At 37.9% G+C, this 23,813-nt stretch carries 23 protein-coding genes and 1 pseudogene; 18 read left to right on the forward strand and 6 right to left on the reverse strand.

The genetic code is table 11. The annotated features are described in order from the left end of the window. Nucleotides 1–2: 2 nt before the first annotated feature. Nucleotides 3–794 carry a GTP-sensing pleiotropic transcriptional regulator CodY gene (gene codY, locus ACYSNQ_RS03685; RefSeq protein ID WP_426081456.1) on the forward strand — a complete coding sequence of 264 codons (792 nt, stop codon included), beginning with the start codon at nt 3–5 and terminating at the stop codon, nt 792–794. A gap of 9 nt (nt 795–803) precedes the next feature. Further along, nucleotides 804–1,679, forward strand: a complete 876-nt coding sequence (locus ACYSNQ_RS03690) for an aldose 1-epimerase family protein (protein ID WP_426081458.1) — start codon at nt 804–806, stop codon at nt 1,677–1,679. A 195-nt stretch (nt 1,680–1,874) separates the two neighbouring features. Here ACYSNQ_RS03690 and ACYSNQ_RS03695 read toward each other — a convergent pair. Next, a pseudogene (locus ACYSNQ_RS03695) lies at nt 1,875–2,036 on the reverse strand (transposase); the annotation flags it as partial. Between the two features lie 195 nt (nt 2,037–2,231). Beyond that, on the reverse strand, nt 2,232–2,864 hold the full coding sequence (gene plsY / locus ACYSNQ_RS03700) for a glycerol-3-phosphate 1-O-acyltransferase PlsY (protein ID WP_426081459.1): 633 nt from the start codon (nt 2,862–2,864) through the stop codon (nt 2,232–2,234). Nucleotides 2,865–3,068: 204 nt separating this feature from the next. Between plsY and ACYSNQ_RS03705 the strand changes: the two genes are divergently transcribed. The 8 genes from ACYSNQ_RS03705 to ACYSNQ_RS03740 all read left to right on the forward strand — a co-directional run bounded on the left by ACYSNQ_RS03705 (nt 3,069) and on the right by ACYSNQ_RS03740 (nt 14,667). Beyond that, nucleotides 3,069–3,494: a CoA-binding protein gene (locus ACYSNQ_RS03705; RefSeq protein ID WP_426081460.1), complete on the forward strand. Its 426-nt coding sequence runs from the start codon at nt 3,069–3,071 to the stop codon at nt 3,492–3,494. Between the two features lie 288 nt (nt 3,495–3,782). Continuing rightward, on the forward strand, nt 3,783–5,816 hold the full coding sequence (gene parE / locus ACYSNQ_RS03710) for a DNA topoisomerase IV subunit B (protein ID WP_426081462.1): 2,034 nt from the start codon (nt 3,783–3,785) through the stop codon (nt 5,814–5,816). Between the two features lie 237 nt (nt 5,817–6,053). Continuing rightward, nucleotides 6,054–8,525: a DNA topoisomerase IV subunit A gene (gene parC / locus ACYSNQ_RS03715; protein ID WP_426081463.1), complete on the forward strand. Its 2,472-nt coding sequence runs from the start codon at nt 6,054–6,056 to the stop codon at nt 8,523–8,525. 269 nt (nt 8,526–8,794) lie between these two features. Beyond that, entirely contained in the window at nt 8,795–11,041 is a 2,247-nt protein-coding gene (gene pflB / locus ACYSNQ_RS03720) for a formate C-acetyltransferase (RefSeq protein ID WP_426081464.1), read from the forward strand. Between the two features lie 140 nt (nt 11,042–11,181). After that, entirely contained in the window at nt 11,182–11,946 is a 765-nt protein-coding gene (gene pflA / locus ACYSNQ_RS03725) for a pyruvate formate-lyase-activating protein (RefSeq protein WP_426081465.1), read from the forward strand. Between the two features lie 165 nt (nt 11,947–12,111). Further along, entirely contained in the window at nt 12,112–13,038 is a 927-nt protein-coding gene (locus ACYSNQ_RS03730) for a manganese-dependent inorganic pyrophosphatase (RefSeq protein WP_426081466.1), read from the forward strand. A 207-nt stretch (nt 13,039–13,245) separates the two neighbouring features. After that, complete coding sequence (locus tag ACYSNQ_RS03735; protein ID WP_426081467.1) at nt 13,246–14,154, forward strand: DUF1803 domain-containing protein; 909 nt, start codon at nt 13,246–13,248, stop codon at nt 14,152–14,154. A gap of 63 nt (nt 14,155–14,217) precedes the next feature. Further along, nucleotides 14,218–14,667, forward strand: a complete 450-nt coding sequence (locus tag ACYSNQ_RS03740; protein ID WP_426081468.1) for a helix-turn-helix domain-containing protein — start codon at nt 14,218–14,220, stop codon at nt 14,665–14,667. Here ACYSNQ_RS03740 and ACYSNQ_RS03745 read toward each other — a convergent pair. Further along, nucleotides 14,636–15,571 (reverse strand): PTS sugar transporter subunit IIB, encoded by a 936-nt coding sequence (locus tag ACYSNQ_RS03745; RefSeq protein WP_426081469.1) that lies wholly within the window; start codon nt 15,569–15,571, stop codon nt 14,636–14,638. The genes ACYSNQ_RS03740 and ACYSNQ_RS03745 overlap by 32 nt on opposite strands. A gap of 257 nt (nt 15,572–15,828) precedes the next feature. Beyond that, nucleotides 15,829–16,362 (reverse strand): DUF2179 domain-containing protein, encoded by a 534-nt coding sequence (locus ACYSNQ_RS03750; protein WP_426081470.1) that lies wholly within the window; start codon nt 16,360–16,362, stop codon nt 15,829–15,831. Between the two features lie 250 nt (nt 16,363–16,612). On the opposite strand from ACYSNQ_RS03750, the gene ACYSNQ_RS03755 reads away from it, so the two are divergent. The 4 genes from ACYSNQ_RS03755 (at nt 16,613) to ACYSNQ_RS03770 (ending at nt 20,554) form a co-directional block, all read left to right on the forward strand. Next, nucleotides 16,613–16,987, forward strand: coding sequence for a hypothetical protein (locus ACYSNQ_RS03755; protein ID WP_426081471.1), 375 nt, complete (start codon nt 16,613–16,615; stop codon nt 16,985–16,987). Nucleotides 16,988–17,127: 140 nt separating this feature from the next. Continuing rightward, nucleotides 17,128–17,421: a uracil-DNA glycosylase family protein gene (locus tag ACYSNQ_RS03760; protein ID WP_426081472.1), complete on the forward strand. Its 294-nt coding sequence runs from the start codon at nt 17,128–17,130 to the stop codon at nt 17,419–17,421. A gap of 455 nt (nt 17,422–17,876) precedes the next feature. Beyond that, entirely contained in the window at nt 17,877–19,787 is a 1,911-nt protein-coding gene (locus ACYSNQ_RS03765) for an endonuclease MutS2 (RefSeq protein WP_426081473.1), read from the forward strand. 191 nt (nt 19,788–19,978) lie between these two features. Further along, nucleotides 19,979–20,554: a histidine phosphatase family protein gene (locus ACYSNQ_RS03770; protein WP_426081522.1), complete on the forward strand. Its 576-nt coding sequence runs from the start codon at nt 19,979–19,981 to the stop codon at nt 20,552–20,554. Nucleotides 20,555–20,640: 86 nt separating this feature from the next. Here ACYSNQ_RS03770 and fabI read toward each other — a convergent pair whose 3' ends face one another. Then, nucleotides 20,641–21,396 carry an enoyl-ACP reductase FabI gene (gene fabI, locus ACYSNQ_RS03775; protein ID WP_426081474.1) on the reverse strand — a complete coding sequence of 252 codons (756 nt, stop codon included), beginning with the start codon at nt 21,394–21,396 and terminating at the stop codon, nt 20,641–20,643. Between the two features lie 360 nt (nt 21,397–21,756). On the opposite strand from fabI, the gene ACYSNQ_RS03780 reads away from it, so the two are divergent. The 4 genes from ACYSNQ_RS03780 (at nt 21,757) to ACYSNQ_RS03795 (ending at nt 23,404) form a co-directional block, all read left to right on the forward strand. Further along, nucleotides 21,757–22,056, forward strand: coding sequence for a hypothetical protein (locus tag ACYSNQ_RS03780; RefSeq protein WP_426081476.1), 300 nt, complete (start codon nt 21,757–21,759; stop codon nt 22,054–22,056). 273 nt (nt 22,057–22,329) lie between these two features. Next, nucleotides 22,330–22,896, forward strand: a complete 567-nt coding sequence (locus ACYSNQ_RS03785) for a recombinase family protein (RefSeq protein ID WP_426081477.1) — start codon at nt 22,330–22,332, stop codon at nt 22,894–22,896. Between the two features lie 65 nt (nt 22,897–22,961). After that, the gene (locus ACYSNQ_RS03790) at nt 22,962–23,162 is read left to right on the forward strand and encodes a hypothetical protein (protein ID WP_426081478.1); all 201 of its coding nucleotides are present in this window, start codon (nt 22,962–22,964) and stop codon (nt 23,160–23,162) included. Nucleotides 23,163–23,206: 44 nt separating this feature from the next. Beyond that, nucleotides 23,207–23,404, forward strand: a complete 198-nt coding sequence (locus tag ACYSNQ_RS03795) for a hypothetical protein (RefSeq protein ID WP_426081479.1) — start codon at nt 23,207–23,209, stop codon at nt 23,402–23,404. Nucleotides 23,405–23,456: 52 nt separating this feature from the next. On the opposite strand, the gene ACYSNQ_RS03800 is transcribed toward ACYSNQ_RS03795, so the two are convergent. Next, nucleotides 23,457–23,645, reverse strand: coding sequence for a hypothetical protein (locus tag ACYSNQ_RS03800; RefSeq protein WP_426081480.1), 189 nt, complete (start codon nt 23,643–23,645; stop codon nt 23,457–23,459). Nucleotides 23,646–23,813: the final 168 nt, after the last annotated feature.

The following is a 23,813-nucleotide window of genomic DNA, read 5'->3' on the forward strand; positions in this document are numbered from 1 at the left end:
TTATGGAAACTTTATTGGAACGGACACGTCAGATTAACCGCTTGCTTCAACAGAAGAATACGTTTGATTTGGAGGCTGATTTACCTTATGGTAAAATGGCAACAATTCTCGGAGATATCTTAGTGAGTAACGCCTATATTATCAGCAGCAATGGTGAATTGCTGGGCTACAATGAAAAACTAGATGTGAACAATGCCCGAGTGAAGCATATGTTTGAAGAAAAACAATTTCCTCAAAGCTATACAGATGCTGTAGGTGTCTTGCAGAAAACAGAATCAAATATTCAAATCAATAGTGATCTGACGGCCTTTCCTATTGAGTTGCGGGCAGAATATCCCAATGGCCTAACAACAATCATCCCTATTTTTGGTGCAGGCGAGCGGCTGGGAACAATCATCCTGGCGAAGATGGAAGGTTCTTTTACAGATGAGGATCTAGTATTAGCAGAATACAGCGGAACGGTTGTTGGTATGCAGATTTTGTATCAGCAGTCCCGTAGTATTGAGGCTGAGGTTCGCAGTGCAACTGCGGTTCAAATGGCAGTGAATACGTTGTCTTACAGCGAATTGAAGGCTGTCCAGGCAATATTTAAAGCTCTTGATGGAGAAGAAGGCCGCTTGACGGCATCCAGCATTGCCGATGAAATCGGTATTACTCGTTCTGTGATTGTGAACGCGCTGAGAAAACTGGAATCAGCAGGTATTATTGAATCACGTTCCCTGGGAATGAAAGGAACATACCTAAAGATTTTGAATAAGCAATTCATTAAAGAATTAGATAAAAAGCGGAAGTAGGGATGAGATATGACAATCGTCATTGAAAATGAGAAATTGAAAGCGACAATTGCTGAAGCGGGTGCTGAGCTAGTGAGTTTACAAAGCAAAGAAACCAATACAGAATATATCTGGCAGGCTGATCCTGCCTTCTGGGGTAGACACGCACCAGTTCTTTTCCCATTTGTCGGGCGACTTAAGGATGATCGGTATACCTATCAGAATAAGGTCTATCCGATGGGCCAGCATGGTTTTGCAAGAGATAAAGACTTTGAAGTCCTTGAACAAGGCGATGGTCTGGTTTCTCTTTCGTTAAAAAGCAATGACGAGACAAGAAAGGTCTATCCATTTGATTTCGAACTAGTTATCACTTACGAGCTTGAAGATAAGGGCATCAAGGTTTCTTATCAGGTAGAGAACACGGGGAAAGAAGAAATGTTGTTCTCTGTCGGGGGACATCCCGCATTTAATGTGCCTTTAGAAAAGGATTTGGATTTAACCGACTACTATTTTTCTTTGGAACCAAATGAGGACCGTATTCAAATTCCGCTTTCTGGACCTTATCTTGATTTAGAAAATAAAACATTGGGACAAACAAGTGCGGCTTTTGATTTAAGTCGGGAACTGTTTGTGAACGACGCGCTTATTTTTGAAACACCTGGAGCAAACAAGGTGATTATCCAAAGCGACAAAGGCGAGCGAGGAATTTCTTTAAGCTATACGAATATGCCTTTTGTCGGGATTTGGTCACCGTATGCTACTGAAGCACCGTTTGTCTGTATTGAACCATGGTGCGGAATTGCAGATACTGTGGAAAGCAATGGACAGCTAATTGATAAATTCGGCATCAATCGTTTAGCAGCAAACAAGTTATTTAAAACAGATTATACGATTGGTGTAAAATAATCGTTGAATAAGCAACTTTGCAACTGAGTACAATGACAATGGTTCCATGACAATTGTGTTGGCAGGACAAAAACCGAATAAACTTGTAGAGCTTGAAATAAAAATCAGAGACATTCTGGTTTTGTTTCAAGTTCTTTTTTAGAACTAGGAGGACCGCTGCCAATGATAAGCCTATAAGTTCATTATGTTTTGCCTCTATAGCTGCAGAGCTATTGGTTGCGTGTCTCCTTTTAATATTGAGAAAAAAAGACCTTGAACAAGGTAAATACGTGAACAAGAAGGATAGCAGTTGCGATACCCATAAGCCGCTCGCTGGATGTCTTTCATTTTGTTGTTCAATCTTTCTGTAACACCATCAATTTGTGGTTCTGGCCGCTTTCATTTTATCTGTTTTTGTGTTTGAACACTCAGAAAAGTGCTGATGGGTTTTCCTTTAGGAATTTCCACCAACACAAAATATTCTAGAACCAGTAAAATAAGACATAAGCAGCTGAATGTATCAAAAAACCAGAAACAAGTTATTTTAGCAGCTTGTCTCTGGTTTTTTTATAATTATTTTTCTTTTTTTGTGTTAAGCCCGAAAGGCACTCTGTTTTCTGTTCCATTCTTGATTCGGCCAATGTTGTCTTTATGGCGGATGAAAATGAAGATAGTCAAGCCAGCAGCAATGGCTGTCAGCAGCCAATCAAATTGTGGTAATATTTGTGGAAAAATATAAGGTAAAAAGATAGTTGATAAGGTAATCAATACCGCACTGACCATACTAGTGACGCTAACCATACTGGAAATGAAGAGAGAAATAACAAAAATTGCCGCAGAATAAAGGAAAAACAAAGGATTATAGGCTAGTATCATCCCTGCACTGGTTGCAACAGCTTTTCCTCCTTTAAATTTAGCAAAAATCGGAAAGGTATGTCCTAATACAGCGGCTACCCCAAATATTAATGGATTGACAGCTATCGAAAATATCATTGGCAGACTAGTAGCTAGTGTTCCTTTTAAAATATCCATTAGTAAAACAACGATTCCTGCTTTTTTTCCTAAAATCCTAAAGGTATTGGTTGTTCCTGTTCCTCCACTACCATATTCACGAATGTCTTTATTAAAAAATAATTTTCCGATCCATACCCCGGAAGGAATAGATCCTAATAAATAGGCGATGAACAGTAATAGTACCAGTTTCATGTGTACGCCCCTTTCTTTTATTCAAACTAGACTTCATTTTATCATGAAAGATTTTTCCAAACAATCATGAATTCTTAATGGCTTTCAGAAAACTGGAAGGGCTGACGATTGTAGCGGCATAGTCAATCTAACGTATAAAACAGATTTTTTTGATATTTAATGATAGAATAGAGAAAGATGAAGTAATGGAAAGGTGGATCAATCATGACATTTCAGAATCCGTCAGATGAACAAATTTTCTCTTATTTAAGAGAAGCTAAGCGAATTGCCGTTGTCGGCTTGAGCAATAAAGAAGAGCGGACCAGTTATCAAATCGCAAAACTGCTTCAGGATAAAGGGTACACAGTAGTTCCAGTTAATCCTGTTCTTGAAGGTCAGGAGATTCTCGGCGAAAAGGTTTATAAGGATTTACAGTCTGTTCCGGGAAAAATTGATATCGTAGACGTTTTCAGAAGAAGTGAATTCCTGCCAGAGGTCGCCGAAGAATTTCTGCAAACAGATGCAGGTGTTTTCTGGGCACAATTGGGCTTGGAAAGTGAAGAAGCAGCTGAACTATTGAAAAATGCTGGACGAAATGATATTATCATGAATCGATGCATTAAAATAGAGCTAGCAAAAATGTCTTCTTAATGACTTTACGTATATTATTAAGAAAGAGCTGCCTATTTAGGTGTAGCTGAAAAAGACAGTGAAATCCGAATTTTTGAGATTTTTTGTGGAAACCAAAAAGAAAGCATAGCTTATAATGGAATAAGCGAGTATTTCTGAAGCAGAGGGACAGAAAAATTTCTAAAAAAATTCGTCACTGGTATTTTTAAGCACAACCTAGGAAAGCTCTTTTTTTTTGAGAGCTTTTAGAGTATCATTGTAATGATGTGGCTGAAGCTGCGAGAAATCCAAGTATAAGGAGTTTTTTCTTTGGTGAAAAAAGTAAACAATGAATATAACGATTCTTCCATCCAAGTATTAGAAGGACTGGAAGCTGTTCGTAAGCGCCCGGGAATGTACATCGGGTCTACTGACAGTAGAGGACTACACCATTTAGTCTATGAAATTGTTGATAATGCGGTAGATGAGGCATTATCCGGATATGGTGATGAAATTAGAGTAACGATTAATAAAGATAATAGCTTGACAGTAGAAGATTCTGGACGTGGTATGCCGGTTGGTATGCATGCATCTGGTATCCCGACTGTTCAAGTGATATTTACAGTGCTCCATGCCGGCGGAAAATTCGGCCAGGGAGGATACAAAACATCTGGCGGACTTCACGGCGTAGGGGCGAGTGTGGTTAATGCACTTTCTAAATGGCTGGAGGTTCGTATTGTTCGAGACGGTGTCGAGTACATGGAACGCTTTGAAAATGGCGGAAAGCCAGTTGGCACCTTGAAAAAAATTGGAAAAACACGAAAAAAGAATGGAACGACTGTAACATTTTTACCAGATGAAAAGATTTTTTCGACTATTAAGTTCTCTTATGAAACATTGGCTGGACGCTTACGGGAATCAGCGTTTCTTTTGAAGGGTGTTAAAATCGTTCTAAAGGATTTAAGAGAAGAGGAAACAAAGGAAGAAGTCTTTCATTATGAAGAAGGAATCAAGGAATTTGTTGACTATCTAAATGAAGAAAAGGATGTCCTTACTCCAGTGGTCTATTTTTCCGGAGAGAAAGATGGTATTGAGGTAGAGCTGGCATATCAATATAATGATGGTTTTTCAGAGAACGTATTGTCCTTTGTAAATAATGTTCGAACAAAAGACGGCGGAACCCATGAGGTGGGAATGAAGACGTCTATGACGAAAGCGTATAACGAGTACGCCCGCAAGGTGGGGCTTTTGAAAGAAAAGGACAAAAATCTTGAAGGTAGTGATTTCCGTGAAGGTCTAGCAGCTGTTTTATCTATCAGAGTTCCTGAAAATCTGCTTCAGTTTGAAGGTCAGACAAAAGAAAAGCTGGGAACACCATTAGCAAGAAATGCCGTAGATACAGCAGTAGGCGAGCAGATGGTCTTCTATCTTCAGGAGAACAACGATCTAAGTCAGATGTTGATTCGTAAGGCAATTAAAGCTCGGGAGGCTCGTGAAGCTGCCCGGAAAGCCAGAGAAGAAAGCCGGAACGGTAAGAAAAAGAAAAAAGAATCACTACTTTCTGGTAAGCTAACGCCTGCTCAATCCCGCAATCCTAAAAGAAATGAATTGTATCTAGTGGAGGGAGATTCTGCTGGAGGCTCCGCTAAACAGGGACGTGACCGGAAGTTTCAGGCGATCCTGCCGCTACGCGGAAAAGTATTAAATACTGAAAAAGCCAAGATGCAGGATATTCTAAAAAATGAAGAAATTAATACAATGATTTACACCATCGGTGCAGGTGTGGGAGCAGAATTTTCAGTTGAAGACTGCAACTATGATAAGGTAATCATAATGACCGATGCGGATACGGACGGAGCCCATATTCAAGTGCTGCTGTTAACATTTTTCTACCGTTATATGAAGCAGTTGATTAAAGCCGGTAAAGTATATATTGCATTACCGCCATTGTATAAAGTATCAAAAGGTTCCGGAAAAAAAGAAATAATGGAATATGCCTGGACAGATGAAGAATTAGAATTGGCAACAAAGAAAATCGGAAAAGGCTATATGCTTCAGCGTTATAAAGGGCTGGGTGAAATGAATGCAGACCAGTTGTGGGAAACAACGATGAACCCTGAAACAAGAACCTTGATTCGAGTGAAAATCGATGAAGATGACAAAGCGGAACGTCGGGTTACTACCCTGATGGGGGATAAAGTAGCGCCAAGACGTGAGTGGATTGAGAAACATGTTCAGTTTACCTTAGAGGAGGAAGGCAGCATCCTTGATAAGCAAGAGGATGAAACAGCTATTGCAGCACAGCCTGAGCCAGCAGCGAAATCAGAAGAACCGGTTTTTGAAGAAATTTCACTAGATTTATAATCGATTGTTTTTCTGTTTAAAGATAAGGATAAACGGGTACTTACAGCGATGATAGAAGAGCTGTTGTCTTAATGGCTTCTGTGAAGTAAAAGAAGAACTAACAGCAGATTAAATGAATTGAACCAAAAATGTTTAGCATCAAAAAAACCAGTTTGACATTTGGTTTAGTTGAAAATAGAACAAAGAAAGAGACAGGAATGATGCCCAAGTCTCAAACCTTGCAAAGGAGTGACGGTTTTGGAAGAACGTCAGGAAATTCAGGAACTGACTCTTGAAGAAGTAATGGGCGACCGATTTGGCCGCTATTCCAAATATATTATTCAGGAACGTGCATTGCCGGATATTCGAGATGGGCTAAAGCCCGTACAAAGAAGAATCCTGTATTCGATGAATAAGGACGGCAATACGTTTGATAAAGGCTTTAGAAAATCAGCGAAGTCAGTAGGAAATATTATGGGGAACTATCATCCTCATGGCGACAGCAGTATTTATGAAGCCATGGTGCGCCTGAGCCAGGATTGGAAGTTAAGAGAAGTTCTTATCGAAATGCATGGGAATAACGGGAGCATGGATGGCGATCCACCTGCTGCAATGCGTTATACAGAAGCCCGCTTATCGAAGCTTAGTGGAGAAATGCTGCGGGATATTGAGAAAGAAACCGTAGATTTCGTTTGGAATTTTGATGATACAGAAAAGGAACCAACTGTTTTACCGGCGAAGTTTCCCAATCTGCTTGTGAATGGTTCAACTGGGATTTCTGCAGGATATGCAACTGAGATTCCACCTCACAATTTAATGGAAGTCATCGATGGAACAATATACCTTATTGACCATCCCAATGCTTCACTGGCAAAAATTATGGAATATATCCCTGGTCCAGATTTTCCTACTGGGGGAATTTTGCAGGGAAAAGAAGAAATTAAAAAGGCTTACGAAACGGGCAAGGGCAAAGTAATTCTCCGTTCACAAACCAGAATTGAAGATATAAAGGGTGGTAAACAGCAAATTATCATCTCTGAGATTCCTTATGAGGTAAATAAGGCTGTTTTGGTGAAAAAAATCGATGAAATCCGTTTAAGTAAAAAAATCGATGGAATTGCTGAAGTGAGAGATGAGACTGACCGGACAGGGCTGCAAATGGTAGTTGAATTAAAAAAAGATGCAAATGCAGAAGGAATTCTTAACTATCTTTTCAAAAATACTGAGCTACAGATTAACTATAACTTCAATATGGTTGCAATCGATAAGATGACGCCGCATCAGGTAGGTCTGCTGCGTATTTTAGAAAGCTACATCACACATAGAAAGCAAGTGATTACCAATCGCAGCCGTTTTGAGCTTGAGAAGGCTAAGAAACGCCAGCATATTGTTGACGGTCTAATAAAAGCCCTTTCTATTCTGGATAAGGTAATTGCTACAATTAGAGGAAGTAAAGATAAGAAAAATGCAAAAGATAATCTAGTAGAGACCTATGCATTTTCTGAAGCTCAGGCTGAAGCAATTGTCACCTTACAGCTGTATCGCTTAACAAACACAGATATTACACAGCTGGAAGCAGAAGCAAAGGAATTAAACGAGGAAATTCAGAGCTTAAATGAAATTCTGAATAATGAAAAAACCTTGTTATCTGTCATGAAAAAAGAGCTGAGAGAAGTGAAAAAACAATATACTTCCAACCGCCTGACTAAGATTGAAGATGAAATCGAAGAAATTAAGATTGAGACAGAAGTTCTGATTGCACAAGAAGATGTCGTTGTTTCAGTAACTCAGGAAGGGTATATCAAACGCAGTAGTTTACGCTCGTATGCTGCTTCTAAACCAGAAGAGCTGGGGATGAAGGAAGGTGATTTTCCAATCTTCGTCGGTGAGGTCAACACGCTGGATCATATTCTGCTGATTACGAATAAGGCTAACGTCATTTACCGTCCGATTCACGAGTTATCTGATTTGCGCTGGAAAGACATCGGCGAACATATTTCTCAAACGATTGGGGGAATGGCAATTGATGAATCCATCATTGCTGTTTATCCGTATAAAACACTAGATGAAAACGCCGCATTTGTTTTCATTACTAAAGAAGGCATGATTAAGCAGACTAAAATGACTGAGTTTGAACCTTGGCGCACGTATCGCAGCCGTCCGGTTTCCTGTATGAAACTGAAGTCAGAAGATGATGAGCTGGTGAATGTATGCAAAGTAGCTGAACCCTCTGGCTGGGATGTTTTCCTGGTTAGTCATCGCGGCTTTGGTTTGCGTTACTCGTTGTCCGAGGTACCAGTTGTTGGTGCAAAAGCTGCCGGAGTGAAATCAATTAATCTGAAAGAAAATGATTTTGTAGTAAATGGCCTGCTTGTTTATAAAAATGGAGATACGCCTATCACCATTTTAACTCAGCGAGGCAGTATGAAACGGATGCTTGCACAGGAGTTAAATCAGCTAGGTCGTGCGAAACGTGGATTAATGGTACTTAGAGAGTTGAAGAGCAATCCTCATAGAGTAGTTTATATGGGAGAAAGCACAACCGAGACCAATCAGCAGCTGTTGATTCTCACTCAAAAAGGCAACCGTATGACGATTAACTCTGCAGATGCTCCAATTAATGACCGAGTTTCAAATGGTTCATTTTTCATAAATGAAAAAGAGGAAACAGGCATCATAGAAGTTCATGAATTAGTTAGTCTGGAAATACCAGATGAAACTGTTCTATAAAAAATAGAAACAGGCTCGACTGTATTAGTACAGTTGAGCCTGTTTTTTAGAACAAAAGAAACAGATGAGAAATGATTAAAAAACTATTAAGTGAAAATGTTCACAAAATTAAAATCCTTATATATCAAGGGTTATCCATAATTATTTTATAATATACCATAAATAGATAAAATAATAACAAGTAAAGGCTTGCATAAATCAGGAGATGTGTTATACTTGTCACATAAAGCTGTTATAGTTGTTAACAGCATATTCTAAGGAGGCACAACATGGAGCAATGGAAAGGCTTTAAAGGCGAAAAATGGAAAACATCGGTTGACACTCGTGATTTTATCCAAAGAAACTATACAGAATATACAGGTGATGACAGTTTCTTAGAACCAATCGCACCGAGCACTGACAAATTGTGGACAAAACTACAGGAATTATTTGAAGTACAGCATGAGAAAAATGGCGTTTACGATATGGATAACAATATTCCTGCAACTATTACGTCACATGCACCAGGCTACTTGATTGAAGAAGAAGAAAAAATCGTTGGTCTTCAAACTGATGTACCTTTAAAACAAGCATTCATGCCTTTCGGCGGGATCAACATGGCTAATCATTCATTAACTTCTAATGGTTATGAAGTTGATGATGAAATGACAAAAATCTTTACTGAGTGGAGAAAAACACATAACCAAGGTGTATTTGATGCTTACACTCCTGAAATGAGAGCTGCTCGTAAAAATAAAATTATTACTGGACTTCCAGATGCTTATGGACGCGGACGTATCATCGGCGACTACCGTCGTATCGCTCTTTATGGTATGGATTTTCTGATTGCTGAAAAGAAAAAAGACTTAAACAACACTGGTAACAAAGTTATGACTGACGATGTTATCCGTTTGAGAGAAGAAATTTCAGAACAAATCAGAGCAATGGCTGACTTGAAAACAATGGCTGCTACTTACGGCTGTGATATTTCTAAACCAGCTGCAAATGCACAAGAAGCAATCCAATGGTTATACTTTGGTTATCTTGGTGCTATTAAATCTCAAAATGGTGCAGCTATGTCTATCGGACGTGTTTCTGCATTCCTTGATGTTTATATCCAACGTGATTTAGACAATGGTGTCATTACTGAATTTGATGCACAAGAATTGATTGATCATTTGATTATGAAATTGCGTATGGTTAAATTCGCTCGTACACCTGAATACAACCAATTATTCTCAGGATATCCAATCTGGGCAACATTATCGATTGCTGGTATGGGCTTAGACGGACGTTCATTAGTTACTAAGAGTGATTTCCGTATCCTGCATACATTAACAAACATGGGACCATCTCCAGAACCAAACTTAACAGTATTGTATTCTTCTCATTTACCAGAAGGATTCAGAACCTTTGCATCTAAGATTGCAAAACAAAGTTCTTCAATCCAATTTGAAAATGATGATTTACTACGTGCTAACTGGGGTTCTGATGACTGCGCAATTGCATGTTGTGTATCTGCAACTGTAATGGGTAAAGATATGCAGTTCTTTGGCGCACGTGCCAACCTTGCAAAAGCAGTTCTTTACGCAATCAACGGCGGGGTAGATGAAAAGACTAAAATGCAGGTTGCTCCTAAATTCCGTCCAATGACTGGCGATACTTTGGAATTTGATGACTTCATGGATAAATTCAAAGATATCATGGACTGGTTAGCTGAATTATATGTAAATACATTGAACGTTATTCATTACATGCACGATAAACATGCGTATGAAGCACCTCAATTAGCATTTATGGAAAGTGATTTACAACGTACCTTTGCTACAGGTATCGCAGGAATCTCACATGCTGCCGATTCAGTAATGGCTATCAAACATGGTAATGTTCAAGTTATCCGTGATGAAGATGGATTAGCTGTGGATTATGTTCCACAAAATGAGTTCCCAACTTACGGTAACGACAACGAAGAAGCAGATGCAATGGCAAACTGGATTCTTGAGTACTTCATGACTCAAATCAAGCGTCAGCATACTTACCGCAATGCTAAACCTACAACTTCATTGTTAACAATTACTTCAAATGTTGTTTATGGTAAAGCAACTGGTAATACTCCTGATGGACGCCGTGCAGGTAAACCATTAGCTCCAGGAGCAAACCCAAGCTACCGCGACGGTAAATTCCTAGGTGAGAAAAATGGCTTGTTGGCTTCTCTTAACTCAACTGCAAGATTAGACTACACAAGTGCATTAGATGGAATCTCTAATACACAAACAATCAATCCAAACGGACTAGGTAAAGATGATTCTACAAGAATTGACAACCTGCGTAACGTAATGGACGGATACTTTGACAACGGTGGATATCATTTGAACGTTAACGTATTCACAAACGAACTATTATTGGATGCTCAAAAGAATCCAGAAAAATATCCTAACCTTACAATCCGTGTATCTGGATATGCCGTGAAATTCCGTGATTTGACACCTGAACAACAAGCAGATGTTATTTCAAGAACTTCACATGACAAACTATAATTTAAACAATTAATTGATAACGCCCGGGACAATTTTATAATTAATTTTGTTCCGGGTTTTTAAAATGAACTGGCGAATCGACCGGCATTATTAAGAATGCTTGTGTGGTTTCGACTTTTTAAAGAAATGAGAGAAGAAATATGACTGAAGCAGTTACAGGAAGAATCCATTCTACAGAAAATTTTGGTACCGTTGACGGGCCTGGTGTCCGTTTTATTGTTTTTACTCAAGGATGCCGTATGAGATGCCAATTTTGTCATAATCCAGACACATGGAAAATTGGTTCCGGCGGTAAAGTTGTTACTACAGATGAAGTATTGCAGGAAGCACTGAAATATCGTTCGTACTGGGGTGATAAGGGCGGAATTACTGTAAGTGGAGGAGAACCTTTGCTGCAAATGGATTTTCTAATTGATTTATTTAGAAAAGCCAAGGAACAAGGAATCAATACGACATTAGATACTTGCGGTAAACCATTTACTAGGGAAGAACCATTTTTCAGCCAATTCCAGGAATTAATGAAATATACGGACTTGATTTTGTTCGATATCAAACATATTGATAATGAACAGCATAAAAAACTGACTTCCTTAGGAAATGAAAATATTTTGGAAATGGCAGAATACCTTTCTGAGATTAATCAGCCAGTTTGGATTCGCCATGTTCTAGTACCAGAACGTAGTGATTACGATGAGTATTTGATTCGCTTGGACGAATACATACAGAAGTTAAACAACGTTGATAAGGTCGAAATCTTACCTTATCATACTATGGGGAAATATAAGTGGGATGATTTAGGGCTTGATTATCCATTGGAGGGGATTAACCCGCCAACAGAGGAACGGGTAGCAAATGCTAAAAATCTTCTTCATGTCACTAACTACAAAGGTTATCTCACTCGTTGATAGCCTAGCTTAACCAGCTGCAGCTGATATGAATGCAGCTGGTTATTTTTCCGTGTCTTGAGAAGGCAGCTGGAGTTTATGATAAAGAATAGATAAAACGGTTGTTTCTTTTCAATTTTTTGTTATTATTAATAATGAATGATTATAGAAGGAGTGAGTAAACACATGTCAGAAATTTTTGTTTTTGGCCATCAAAACCCCGATACAGATGCAATTGGAGCTGCGATCAGCTTTGCATACTTACAAAAGGAATTAGGTAAAAATACAGTGCCGGTTGCTTTAGGTACACCTAGCGAAGAAACGCAATACGCACTGGACTATTTTAATGTAGATGCACCGAGAATTATTGAAAAAGCTGGTGACGAAACACAAGAGGTAATGCTGGTCGATCATAATGAATTCCAGCAAAGTGTTGCTGATATTAAGGATTTAACTATTCTTTCAGTTGTAGACCACCACAGAATTGCTAACTTTGAAACGGCTGATCCATTGTACTACCGTGCGGAGCCCGTTGGTTGTACAAGTACAATTATCTATAAAATGTTTAAGGAAAATAATGTTACCATTCCAAAGCAGATTGCTGGGATGATGGTCTCTGCAGTTATTTCTGATACATTGCTGTTTAAATCGCCTACGTGTACAGAGGAAGATATTCAGGCGGCTAATGCTTTAGCAGACATCGCTGAAATCAGTTTAGAAGGCTATGGACTAGATATGCTGAAAGCAGGAACAAACCTTAGTGGTAAGCCTGCTGAAGTATTGCTGGATCTTGATGCGAAGAGCTTTCCAATGGGAGCGAAAAGCGTCCGTATTGCTCAGGTAAATACTGTTGATTTGAACGAAGTGCTAAATCGTCAAGTGGAGTTGGAAGCGGCAATGAATGCTGAACGCGCTGCAAATCACTACGATCTTTTTGTATTGATTATTACAGATATTCTTGCAAGTGATTCAGAGCTTCTAATCGTTGGCGATTCAATGAATGAAGTTGAAAAAGCTTTTGATATTAAGCTGGAGAATAACCGAGCATTCTTGAAGGGCGTTGTTTCCCGTAAGAAGCAAATTGTACCTCAATTAACAGAAGCGTTTAGTTAATCAACATATACGGCTGAAGCGGATTGCTTCAGCCGTTAAAATGTTTACTGTACGTATTTAAGAGAGAGGATAATTTTTTATTGTCTTCCATAAAAATTACATAGGTAATGAGAGTTGGCTAGGAAAGCTTCTCCAGCTGTCATGAAAATGTTTGATTCTAATGCTTCAAAATGTATCTAAATGGTAGTAGAAATGAGTGTGAAGTGATTGACAGAAATAACTTATTATTTTCAGCATAAAAAACAAGCAAAGCTAAATAAATTAGTTAATAATCCATTATTCAATGAAGTCGTTGCTTATTTTCAGAAGCATCAACAAGAGGAGATTATTCTGCGGGATTTAAAAAAGGTTTTTTCTGATAAAAGCTTTGAGCAGTTTTTAGAGGAAATGATTGATTTTAGATTAATTTCTCGTCAAGAACGTAGATATTTTTTAACTATTTCTTTTTTTTCAGCGGAAGATTTTTCAAAAGTTTCAGAGGAAAAAATAAATGAAGTAGAGAAACGCATTAATGGCTATACTGAAATAGAGAAAGTAAACTTTTATGGTGAAATGCTTTGGGATAGCCTTTTCACAGAAGAACAGGATTATTTCTTTGGTGTGGCTTCTTCAGCAGCTCCAGTTTTTTTTGAGAAAAACACTGCTGGAAATGAGCAGTTATCCTTTGTTTCCATTCATCCTAAAAGCAGCTATCCTTTTGATTTGCCAAGCTATTTTACAGCAATTGCAGCATTAGGTACAGGTGGTATACCGAACAGCTATCAGCCGCTTCAACAGCTTATCGGTGATGTAGATAGCCATTATTTTGCTAGCCAGGCCTTTCGTGTCTTTCGTTCTGTTATTAAAAAAAGAAGAATAGCAGATAAACGCAACATCTTTTTAGAAGCACTGCTTTTAACAGGAGATTTATCTCAGGAGGATAATCAATGGGAGCTGAGCTATCCAGTTTTAAATAAGGAGAATCTAAAACCATCAGTACATTATGAGGAGTTGTCTGTTTATCAAGAGGCGGCTGATGCGCAGGAACGTGTATTTATGAAGCATGTATTTTATCAGCAATGTCTGCTTAGGTTTTTAAAAACTGGCCAACAATTAAGATATTCTATATATAGTTAACGATATTTATATTATGTAAACTAGTTTGTTGTTCAGACATAAATGAGAGAGGAGGCAAGTAGGATGATTGATTTGAATCAAGTGCTGACATTTACCGAGGCTGCTGAAAGATGGGGGTTAGCCAGCGGTAATACACTGCGGCAAGCTGTTTCCAGAGGTCGTTTTCAGGAAAATGAGATTCGAAAAAGCGGGACAGTTTGGTTGACAACTTACGAGGCAATGAGCAGAGTGTTTGGTCCTTTGCCGGAGCAAAAAGATAATCCTCCTCTTAAATTTGAGCAATCTATTCTTTATAGCATTATCCTTCACAAGGGAACTGATTCGATTGAGTTTTCTGAAATAGAAAAAGAAGCTGAAACGGCCTTCAAAGAGGGACGACAGCTTCAAATTTTCGAACGATTTTTTGGAAAAGAAATAACACTGTTTCTCTTTTCCTCGAAAAAAGAGTGGTCACAATGGCTATTACTGGCAGAGCGATCATTTATTCCCAGGACACCAGACCAAACAAAGTAGATTTCCGCTGTTTTTTTGGCGGAGGGGTTTCCCATTGCGGCGGACTATTTTCTCTTGTATACTCTGAGTTAGCGACAATCTCATCAAAAATTGATGCATACTGGTGAGCTTCCGGCTCACCTTTTTTTATTGCTAAATTGCTACTGTCAAAAACATAGACTGGTATAGCATAGTCTTCAAACCAATGTCTTATTTTCTCAAAAGAAGAGTTAGCGAAAGGAACGGCTAAGACGCCATCAATTCTTCGAGAAAGCTTAGGAAACTCATCGCTGGAAAGCTGACTGGTATTACCAAAAAGAACGCGAATATCAAAATCTTTTTCTGGTTTAAAGTCAAAGAGTGCTTCTAAAGAATAACTTCCTGTTAAAACACGCAGACCAGCAGCTTCCCAAACTGAAAAGAAAGACTTAAAAAAAGCATCATTTCTATCTGCACCTAAAACCAGCAGCTCGATATTTTTGTCACCATTTTTTGTTTCAGGATGTTTGCCTGAGGTAGAAGAACGCTGGTAGTCCAAAGCAATCAGCTCTTCCAACAGATTTTCATAGGCAACCTCACCATTCATTGTGCCAAAGGTTTTCATTCCAATATCTTCAACGATGGTTGGATAATCCTCCAGAATTTCCCGTTTGTATTTAGTCATATGTCTTACTTGAGGAGAAACAAAGACTACGTCAAAGGTTGTCCCAAAATCATACGCATTCACTGGACTTATGAAGTCGATTCCCCCATAAGCAAAGACTAAGTCATAATTCCCCTCAAACTCTTTTTTTCTACGAATGATTGTCCCTACATCCTCAAAAACAGCTGTCAAAGGGGATTTTAGAGTCTCAATCGCTCGAACAATTCGCTGGCAAAACATACTAGAGGTCATTCCGCCTGCACATCCTACATATATAAACATAAAAATCACCATCCTTGTCACCAACTCGTTACATATTTAGTTTAACAGATAATTGATGATTTGAAAAGATGCTGGATTCTTAAACAGAAAACTAGTCTAATTTTTTCTATGCCGCACACCTTTCTCTACATATAGTTTACCAATTTTCTTAAGTTTAGCGCCAATTATTATTTACTTGCATTTATCTATTTCGATTGCTTAAAACAAAAAAGTAGGGCATTGATCAGATTTTTTCTGATTAATGTCCCACTCTTCTTCTAATTTCTTTTTCTAATTTTTTTAGTCCAAAAGCCGCCGGAAATGTATTTTGGCTCATAGGAAATAATAAAAGCTCTTGGTTCAATTTCATTAATCAAATGATAAAGTTTGCGTTCATTTTTTCTGGGTGAAAGAATTTCCAAAACGATTCGTTCGCCATCTCTACCCATTGCTACACTTTCCGTAACACCATAACCGTTTTCTCTTAACCGTTCGGGAAGATTCAACTGTTTAGTTGTGGAAGGCAGGATTACAGTCACCATGATATAGCCTAAAGCTAAATAATCCTCAATTTTTATGCCGACACTAATCCCAACTGCATAGCCAAGAGCATAGACAAGCAGATTTAAAGGATCATCAAGTCGATTCAGCACCATGCTCAGTCCTAAAACATAAATTGTAATTTCAGCCATACTGACAATTGGAGCAAGTAGACGATAGCCCTTCATTGTTAGCATGAACCGAATCGTATTCAGCGTGATATAGGCAAAGTTGATTACAAAAATCATTAACAACATTTTTAAGTCAATCATAGCTATCCTTCTTTCAAATCAATTCATCATATCTAGCCATTATAGTACAAAGATGGGCGTATTTAAAGAAAAATGGGAAAAGTTTTTCAATCTGTTCTTGTTGTTAAAAAATAGAAAAGGTATAATAAGAAAAGGAACATATGTGCTCGTTTTTACAAAAGTTACTATTTGAGCAATTTCGTGTAAACTTAGCGATCGAGGACACTACTTTAAATAATAAAATACTGTTATTGATGAAAGAGGGAATGAGATGTTAGCAATTGTTGGAAGTATTTTGCTTGGAGGAGTTGCCGTTCTATATGTTTTATTGGCATTAGGTGCTCCTTTAGGAGAATTTGCAATGGGGGGTGCCCATAAGATTATGCCAAAGAAAATGAGAATCACCAGTGCTGTCTCTGTTTTGATACAGCTACTTGGTATTTTTGTTTTGCTTCAATTAGGAGGGATTTTTTCTGTTGGATTTCCCCAAATTGCAGCCAAATATTTGGCTTATGGGTTCGGCTTTTATTTTGGACTTAATGTATTGATGAATCTGGCTTCAAAGAGTTCCAAAGAAAGACAGGTAATGACGCCGTTAGCTTTCATAACAGCGATTAGTTTTTTATATATGGCATTTCAGGCATAATGATAGCAAAATGGAGGTAATAAATACAGATAAGACAGGAATTACAAGCAGCAGCAGCTGAAATTTTTCCAAAAGAACAGGCACAAATTCTATCTTATTATCCTGATTCGTCTATTCAGGCAGATAAGATTAAGGTTCTGATGATTAATGAGGTGACTGCAGATATTCCGGAGAATGATTTTTACAGCAAAAGCAGTGATACGCCATTTTACATGACAACGACTATTCCTTTATTTAAAAAAGCGGGAATTGAGGTGGAGACCATCGATGATATTCTTGATTTAGGAATATATATCACAAATGCTGTAAAGCTTCCGAAAAAAGAAACAACGATTAGCACAGCACGGATTAAAGAAATTGTCCCATTATTAGAGAAGGAAATTGCTTTGTTTCCAAACCTTCAAGGGGATATAGCTAAAAAGCATTTAACATGATTACAAAGCAGCAAACAGGGAAGAATGCAGTTCCTGCAACATCCACATATCGCTTACGAAACAGTGAGCTTTACTACGATAAGATTAGACTGTTTCCTGCCTATATTATGACCGGAAAAAAATCTTGATTGAAAAATCCAAAGCAGCAATGACAGCAGAGGATATCGCTAAGATGGTGGCGTATGTAAAATAAATGTATTGCTTTTTTGAATCAGTTCGGTATAATAGTGTCTGTAAATGAAATTGTTCAAAAATGAAATGAGGACTATTGATGAGTGTTTTAGGTATCTAATCTAGCAATTTAATAAACAAGTAAGTACGCTTATTTGTTATGCTTATGAGATGCCTGTCGAAATATATACGTAGATTATTCAGACGGTGGGATTTTTGCCGTCTTTTTTTGAGCAATTTTATTCGTCATTCGTCAGGTATCTTTTCTGAAAGGGATGGATATCATGGATAAAAAAATATATAACGCATTACAATTTAACTTAATTAAAGATGAAATTAAAAAATATGCCTTTAGCAGCTTTGCTAAGCAAAATATAGAAAAACGAGAACCTTCTTCTTCATTGGCTACTGTTCAAAGATGGCTGGATGAAACAGAAGAAGCCACGATTATTCTTGCCAGTGGTCAGCACGTTCCATTTATGGGGCTGACTCGAATTGAACAGCTAACCAATCAAATTACTAAAGGTCTTGTTTTAGAACCTGGTGAATTGATTGAATACGCGGACTTCTTGAGAAGCTTTCGATTAATCGCTAAGCTATTTGAGAAAAATCAGTACCAAACACCGATTCTTTATTCTTATACTAATGATTTGGCAGACTTCTCCGAGATCTCAGAAGCAATTTATGACTCTGTTCAAGGGGGCAGGGTAAAAAGTGAAAGCTCTAAGGAACTAAAACGAATCAGAAATCAAATCAGTAAGCTGGAAAAAGAAATCGATCAGCGTTTACGCAAATTTATGTCAAACAGTCAAAATCAGCAAAAGCTTCAGGATCGTCTCGTCCTTATAAAAGATGAACGTTACACAGTTCCTATTAAGACTGAGTTCAAGCAAAAGGTTGCAGGAACGATTATTGATCAGTCTTCTAAAGGAACGACTGTTTTCATTGAGCCGGATACAGTGAGAAAGTACAATGATTTACTAATTATGGAAAAAGCAGCAGAAACAGGAGAGGTTTATCAAATTCTAGCCTATCTGACTGGGCTAATTGGGGAAAAAATGACTGAACTCACATATTGTATTGATGTCATCACTGAACTCGAAGTTATCTTTGCTAGAGGAAAATATAGCCGGTCCATTAACGGTACTAAGCCTTCAGTTAATAAAGAAGAACGGATTGTTTTAAATAAGGTTCAGCATCCACTCCTGAAAGATCCTGTTCCGTTATCACTGGATTTAGGAATTGATAACCGGGCACTTGTAATTACAGGAGCAAACGCTGGCGGTAAAACGATTGTGCTAAAAACAGTTGCATTGATGTCGCTAATGACGATGTTTGGTCTTTTAATCTCAAATGGTCCTGGTACAGACATTGCCGTCTTTGACAACGTTTTTATTGATATCGGAGACCAACAAAGCCTTGAAAATTCCCTTAGTACGTTCTCTGGACACATGCAGAATTTATCCGAGATTCTAAGAAAAGCAAATCGGCATACCTTAGTGCTGCTGGATGAGATTGGAAGCGGCACAGAGCCAAATGAGGGTGCGGCATTAGCGATTGCTCTTATGGAAGAGATGTATAAAAAAGGCAGTTTGCTGATTGCTACAACGCACTTTGGAGAGATAAAAGAATTTGCCTTACAGCATGAAGACTTTATGACTGCGGGTATGGCCTTTGATGCTGAAACATTAACACCGAAATATAAATTATTGTTAGGGGAAACGGGAGAAAGCCACGCCTTCTGGATTGCTGAGAAAATGCATATTAGTCCTCTGGTATTGAAAAATGCTGAGGCTTATCTAAACCATCGTTCTTATGATTTTGGCAGAACAACATTTGAACTTGCTGCTAAACCAGTGGAACAGACAACAGCTGCTCCAATTCAAAACTTTTCCAAAGGAGACCGGGTACGAAATAACGATACTGGAAAAATCGGCTTGTTCTATGAACCAGTGGATGACTATTACGGAAAGGTTTATGTAGAAAAGGAAATGGAAGATGTCCTGCTTAAGCGTCTGACATTAATTAGTACGGCAGCAGAGCTTTATCCTCAGGATTATGATCTGGATAGTTTGTTTGAAGCCTTTGCAGAACGAAAATATAAACGAGATTTAGTTAGAGGATCGAAAAAGGCGCATAAAAAACTAAATAAAGAAATGAAAGAGCGCCGAAATGAAAATGAATTAGGTAAATGATATAAAATTATTAAGAGACTGCAGCGGTTTAATAGACTATGGAAAAGATAAATATTGCTTTTCCTCTATTAAGCTGTTAAGCAGCTCTTTTTTCTGCAGATAAATATTGATTATCTCTCAAAAAGCATTGACCTGTACCTTACTTGACAGTATAAAATTAATAGGAGAAGAACAATAATAGGGGAGGGGATATAGTGAAAAAGACCTTTTACATGATGCGTCATGGTCAGACACTATTTAATTTAAAAAGAAAAATACAAGGGGTTTGTGATTCACCGCTGACTGAGCTCGGCATTCAACAAGCTGAAATTGCAGGAAAATTCTTTGAAACGATTGAACTTGATCATGCATATAGTTCAACAGCTGAGAGAGCAAGTGATACTCTGGAAATTGTTACAAAAAATCAAATGCCTTATAAACGATTAAAAGGTCTAAAAGAAATGAATTTCGGCGTTTTTGAAGGAGAAAGTGAGGAGCTTAACCCAGAGGATAAGGAGAAGGCGAATTTCTTTGTTCAATTTGGTGGGGAATCCAAGGCAATGGTTCAGGAGCGTCTGGTTAGAACTTGCCGAGAAATCATGAGAAATGAAGATCATCAAACGGTACTTGCAGTTTCTCATGCGGGCGCTTGTGTTTATTTTCTCGATGTCTGGCAGGATATTACTGAAGAAATGAACAAGGGGGTTCCAAACTGCCTGATTTTGAAATATGAGTATGAAACAGAAGACGAGTCTTTCCGGTTGTTGGAATCCTATCGGCCAGTCTAACGAATAAGATTGACTAGAAAAAATTATCCCTCTCAGTTGGCAGAGTAGTGAACTTCTGCCAACTGAGAGGGATTTAAAAATTTGTTTTAAGTCAAATGAACCCCTTTATCGACATAAACAATATCTCCAATAATACCACTGGAGAGAGGACTAATTAAAAATGCACAGGTATTTCCCACCTCTTCAATTGTCACGCCAACCTTATCAGGTGTTCGATCATCAGAAAGCTGGATCAGTTTTTGGTAATCTTTGACACCAGTCACTGCCAAAGTTTTAATAGCACCAGCAGAAATCCCGTTCACACGAACGCCTTTAGTTGCTAGTTCAGCAGCTAAATAGCGGATAGCTGATTCCAGGGCTGCTTTAGCGATCCCCATCATATTGTAATTAGGAATAGCGCGAACCGCACCTAGATAGGACAAGCTGACAATGCTGCTGCCTTCATTCAGTACAGGCAAGGCATACTTAGCAACTGCAAGCAGCGAGTAACTGCTTATGTCCTGTGCCAATGCATAACCGTCTCGGCTAATATCTGTTACGTTTCCAGATAACTCTTCTTTATTTGCGTAAGCTACTGAGTGGACAATGCCATCAATTTTTCCAGCTTCTTTTTCAATAAGCTGAAATGCAGCAGCTAGACTATCGTCATTTGAAACATCGCATTCCACTAGTAGAGCGGAGCCGTCAACTAAGCGCTCTAGTGATTTTTTCATCCGCTCATTTTGATAGGTATAGATGATTTCTGCTCCTTGATCAATCATTGCTGAGGCACAGCCCATAGCGATGCTGCGCTTATTCGCAACACCCATAACTACAATTTTTTTACCATTTAAAAATCCCATTCAATTGTACGCTCCTTAATCAGCAATCATGTAATTGCTAAAGTTAAACTAAGTCTCTTCAATCATTTGAAGACTGTATATCTATTATTAAATAAAATACTTTGATTGTCAAAGTATTTGTGATGAAAAATATTTTTTTAGAAGAAGAAAACCCTATGATTACAGATGTTTACTGATCCTTCATGTTAAAAAAGCATAAAAAAAGTAAGTGATATTTACTTGAAATAGCTGAATAAGAATTGCCAAAGCTCCACTTCATAAACAGTGAGGTTTTTGTTTTCTTTTAAAGAAAATTGAACAGCAAAGAAGAGAAGTGTATACTTAACAGACTATATGATAAGCAAAAAGGGGAGAGCACTTGTGAATATCAATGAACATTTAGTTTTGGTCGCTATGGAGGAATGTGCTGAGATACAGCAGGCACTATCAAAGGCTCTACGGTTTGGATTTGATGATTATCGGCCTAGTACACCTGACGAGACAAATGAAGACCAAATTTTAACTGAGTATTACCAATTAACTGCAATGATTGAAGAGCTGCAGCACAAAAATATCTTAAAGTCTCTTACTGAAGTAGAAGTTATGGAAATAAAGAGCAAAAAAATCAATAAGGTTTATAAGTATGCTGAGTATTCAAAACAAAGGAAGTTGTTGGAATGATACGGTTACACTGTAAAGACAGATTAGTAATTTATATGCTGATAAAATGATAATAATTGGAAATCTTAACCTTAGATATGCTTAGTTTCGGATATTAAAATAGCTAGTTTCAATAGTCCCAGTCTCTTTGTTTACCAAAAACGAGTGTTTTTGAGAGAGGAGGGATAAGGACAAATTATTCTTCAAATTTTTATCTTTCCTTTCTCAAAACTTACATTAAAAACTATGTATCAAAAACTTCCGTTTATGGTATAATTATTGTGAGGTGAGGGCATGAATTACACATATGGCTATGCACGTGTCAGTACACAGTCACAAGAATTAAATCGACAGCTGGACATTTTAGAAAAATATAACTGCAATGAAATATTGACCGAAAAAATATCAGGAACAAAATCAAGCCGTCCGGAACTAAATAAACTTAAAGAAGTAGTTCGAGAAGGTGACACAGTTGTTGTGGAGAGTTGGAGCCGGCTGGGGAGAAGTACGAAGGATCTTATCGATCTGGTTGATTACTTTTCTTCTAAAAATGTAAAACTGATCAGCGACAAAGAAAATTTTGATACCACGACTCCACAGGGGCGATTAATGTTGACTGTGTTCCAGGCATTTGCTCAATTTGAAAGAGACTTGATTGTCGAACGAACCAAAGAGGGGCTCAAGAGTGCGAGGGCACGTGGAAGAGTCGGGGGGCGTCCGCCGGTAGATGGAAAAAAATTAGAACAAGCAATAAAGCTATATGATATGAAGCAACACTCACTTAGAGAAATAAGAGAAATGACAGGTATTGGTTCAGCAACACTATACAGATACCTCGAAAAGAGAAAATTAAGTGAGTAGAGGACGATTCTAAGCAAGTTTCAGCTTTGTTATCAAGAGAGAAGCTTATATAAGGAGGTACAGTAATGGAACGTCAAGTGTATGATCATTGGGGAGTTCCGATCAAGCGAGATTATTATCGTGGATATTTAGGAACCCCTCATTCTTGTGAGTGTGATTGTGGTGGTCGAGCAGTAAAGGAGCTTGAAGATAAAAAGATGAAATGTCCGGATTGTGGGTCACTTTATGAATTGAGAGTAGGAAGATTTGAGAAAATAAATCACTAATTTTTAAATTTAGAATCAAAAAGATCAGTAGGGGGGAAGTACCGATGATTACTATTGATATGACAAAAGAAGAAGCTGATTATTTAAGAAGTTTACTTAAGATGGAAACTGAAAAGACACAAGTTATTGAACGTAAAAATGAAGAGTTGGCAGGGTTCTTTAAGGATAACAGAAAAATGAATGGTAACCTTTGTCGAAAAATAACTAGGAGTCTCAAAAAGGATAGTAGAGACAGCACCTAACAAAAATTATTAGGTGTCATACTCTACTACTTTAGTGTTTCAAAATAAAATTTTAAGCCAATCTTCCTATCACAATTGCCGAATACATATATCCAACACCTTTTTGAGCACGACTCATAGAGTGCTGAATTTCAACTTTAAGATCGGAAGACTGTAATTCGTCAATAGCGATTTTAAGCCGCTCTTGATACTCTTTTGCATTGCTAGCTTCAACCAATTTTGTTAGGCTAATCTTTGTCATGTAATCACCTCCCTTTTCAATTATAGCAAACAATAACAATCGTTTTATAATTTGTTTACGATTTTGAGTAGTGAAATAAATTTTCAAAAAGGATCAGTAGTCAGGACCGGCAACATGATCTGTTTATATACTAGAAGTTTTTGAAAGGTTCTACGGAAAAAGCATAAC

The organism is Enterococcus sp. LJL51, assembly GCF_054871795.1.

Bases quoted from the DNA above. Each gene is read 5' to 3' on its own strand.
- ACYSNQ_RS03795 (WP_426081479.1), top strand. From the start codon at position 23,207: ATGATTACTATTGATATGACAAAAGAAGAAGCTGATTATTTAAGAAGT.
- ACYSNQ_RS03690 (WP_426081458.1), top strand. From the start codon at position 804: ATGACAATCGTCATTGAAAATGAGAAATTGAAAGCGACAATTGCTGAA.
- ACYSNQ_RS03740 (WP_426081468.1), top strand. From the start codon at position 14,218: ATGATTGATTTGAATCAAGTGCTGACATTTACCGAGGCTGCTGAAAGA.
- pflA (WP_426081465.1), top strand. From the start codon at position 11,182: ATGACTGAAGCAGTTACAGGAAGAATCCATTCTACAGAAAATTTTGGT.
- ACYSNQ_RS03750 (WP_426081470.1), bottom strand. From the start codon at position 16,362: ATGATTGACTTAAAAATGTTGTTAATGATTTTTGTAATCAACTTTGCC.
- ACYSNQ_RS03760 (WP_426081472.1), top strand. From the start codon at position 17,128: ATGATTAATGAGGTGACTGCAGATATTCCGGAGAATGATTTTTACAGC.
- fabI (WP_426081474.1), bottom strand. From the start codon at position 21,396: ATGGGATTTTTAAATGGTAAAAAAATTGTAGTTATGGGTGTTGCGAAT.
- plsY (WP_426081459.1), bottom strand. From the start codon at position 2,864: ATGAAACTGGTACTATTACTGTTCATCGCCTATTTATTAGGATCTATT.
- ACYSNQ_RS03790 (WP_426081478.1), top strand. From the start codon at position 22,962: ATGGAACGTCAAGTGTATGATCATTGGGGAGTTCCGATCAAGCGAGAT.
- pflB (WP_426081464.1), top strand. From the start codon at position 8,795: ATGGAGCAATGGAAAGGCTTTAAAGGCGAAAAATGGAAAACATCGGTT.
- ACYSNQ_RS03745 (WP_426081469.1), bottom strand. From the start codon at position 15,571: ATGTTTATATATGTAGGATGTGCAGGCGGAATGACCTCTAGTATGTTT.
- ACYSNQ_RS03730 (WP_426081466.1), top strand. From the start codon at position 12,112: ATGTCAGAAATTTTTGTTTTTGGCCATCAAAACCCCGATACAGATGCA.
- ACYSNQ_RS03755 (WP_426081471.1), top strand. From the start codon at position 16,613: ATGTTAGCAATTGTTGGAAGTATTTTGCTTGGAGGAGTTGCCGTTCTA.
- ACYSNQ_RS03765 (WP_426081473.1), top strand. From the start codon at position 17,877: ATGGATAAAAAAATATATAACGCATTACAATTTAACTTAATTAAAGAT.
- ACYSNQ_RS03800 (WP_426081480.1), bottom strand. From the start codon at position 23,645: ATGACAAAGATTAGCCTAACAAAATTGGTTGAAGCTAGCAATGCAAAA.
- ACYSNQ_RS03785 (WP_426081477.1), top strand. From the start codon at position 22,330: ATGAATTACACATATGGCTATGCACGTGTCAGTACACAGTCACAAGAA.
- ACYSNQ_RS03705 (WP_426081460.1), top strand. From the start codon at position 3,069: ATGACATTTCAGAATCCGTCAGATGAACAAATTTTCTCTTATTTAAGA.
- codY (WP_426081456.1), top strand. From the start codon at position 3: ATGGAAACTTTATTGGAACGGACACGTCAGATTAACCGCTTGCTTCAA.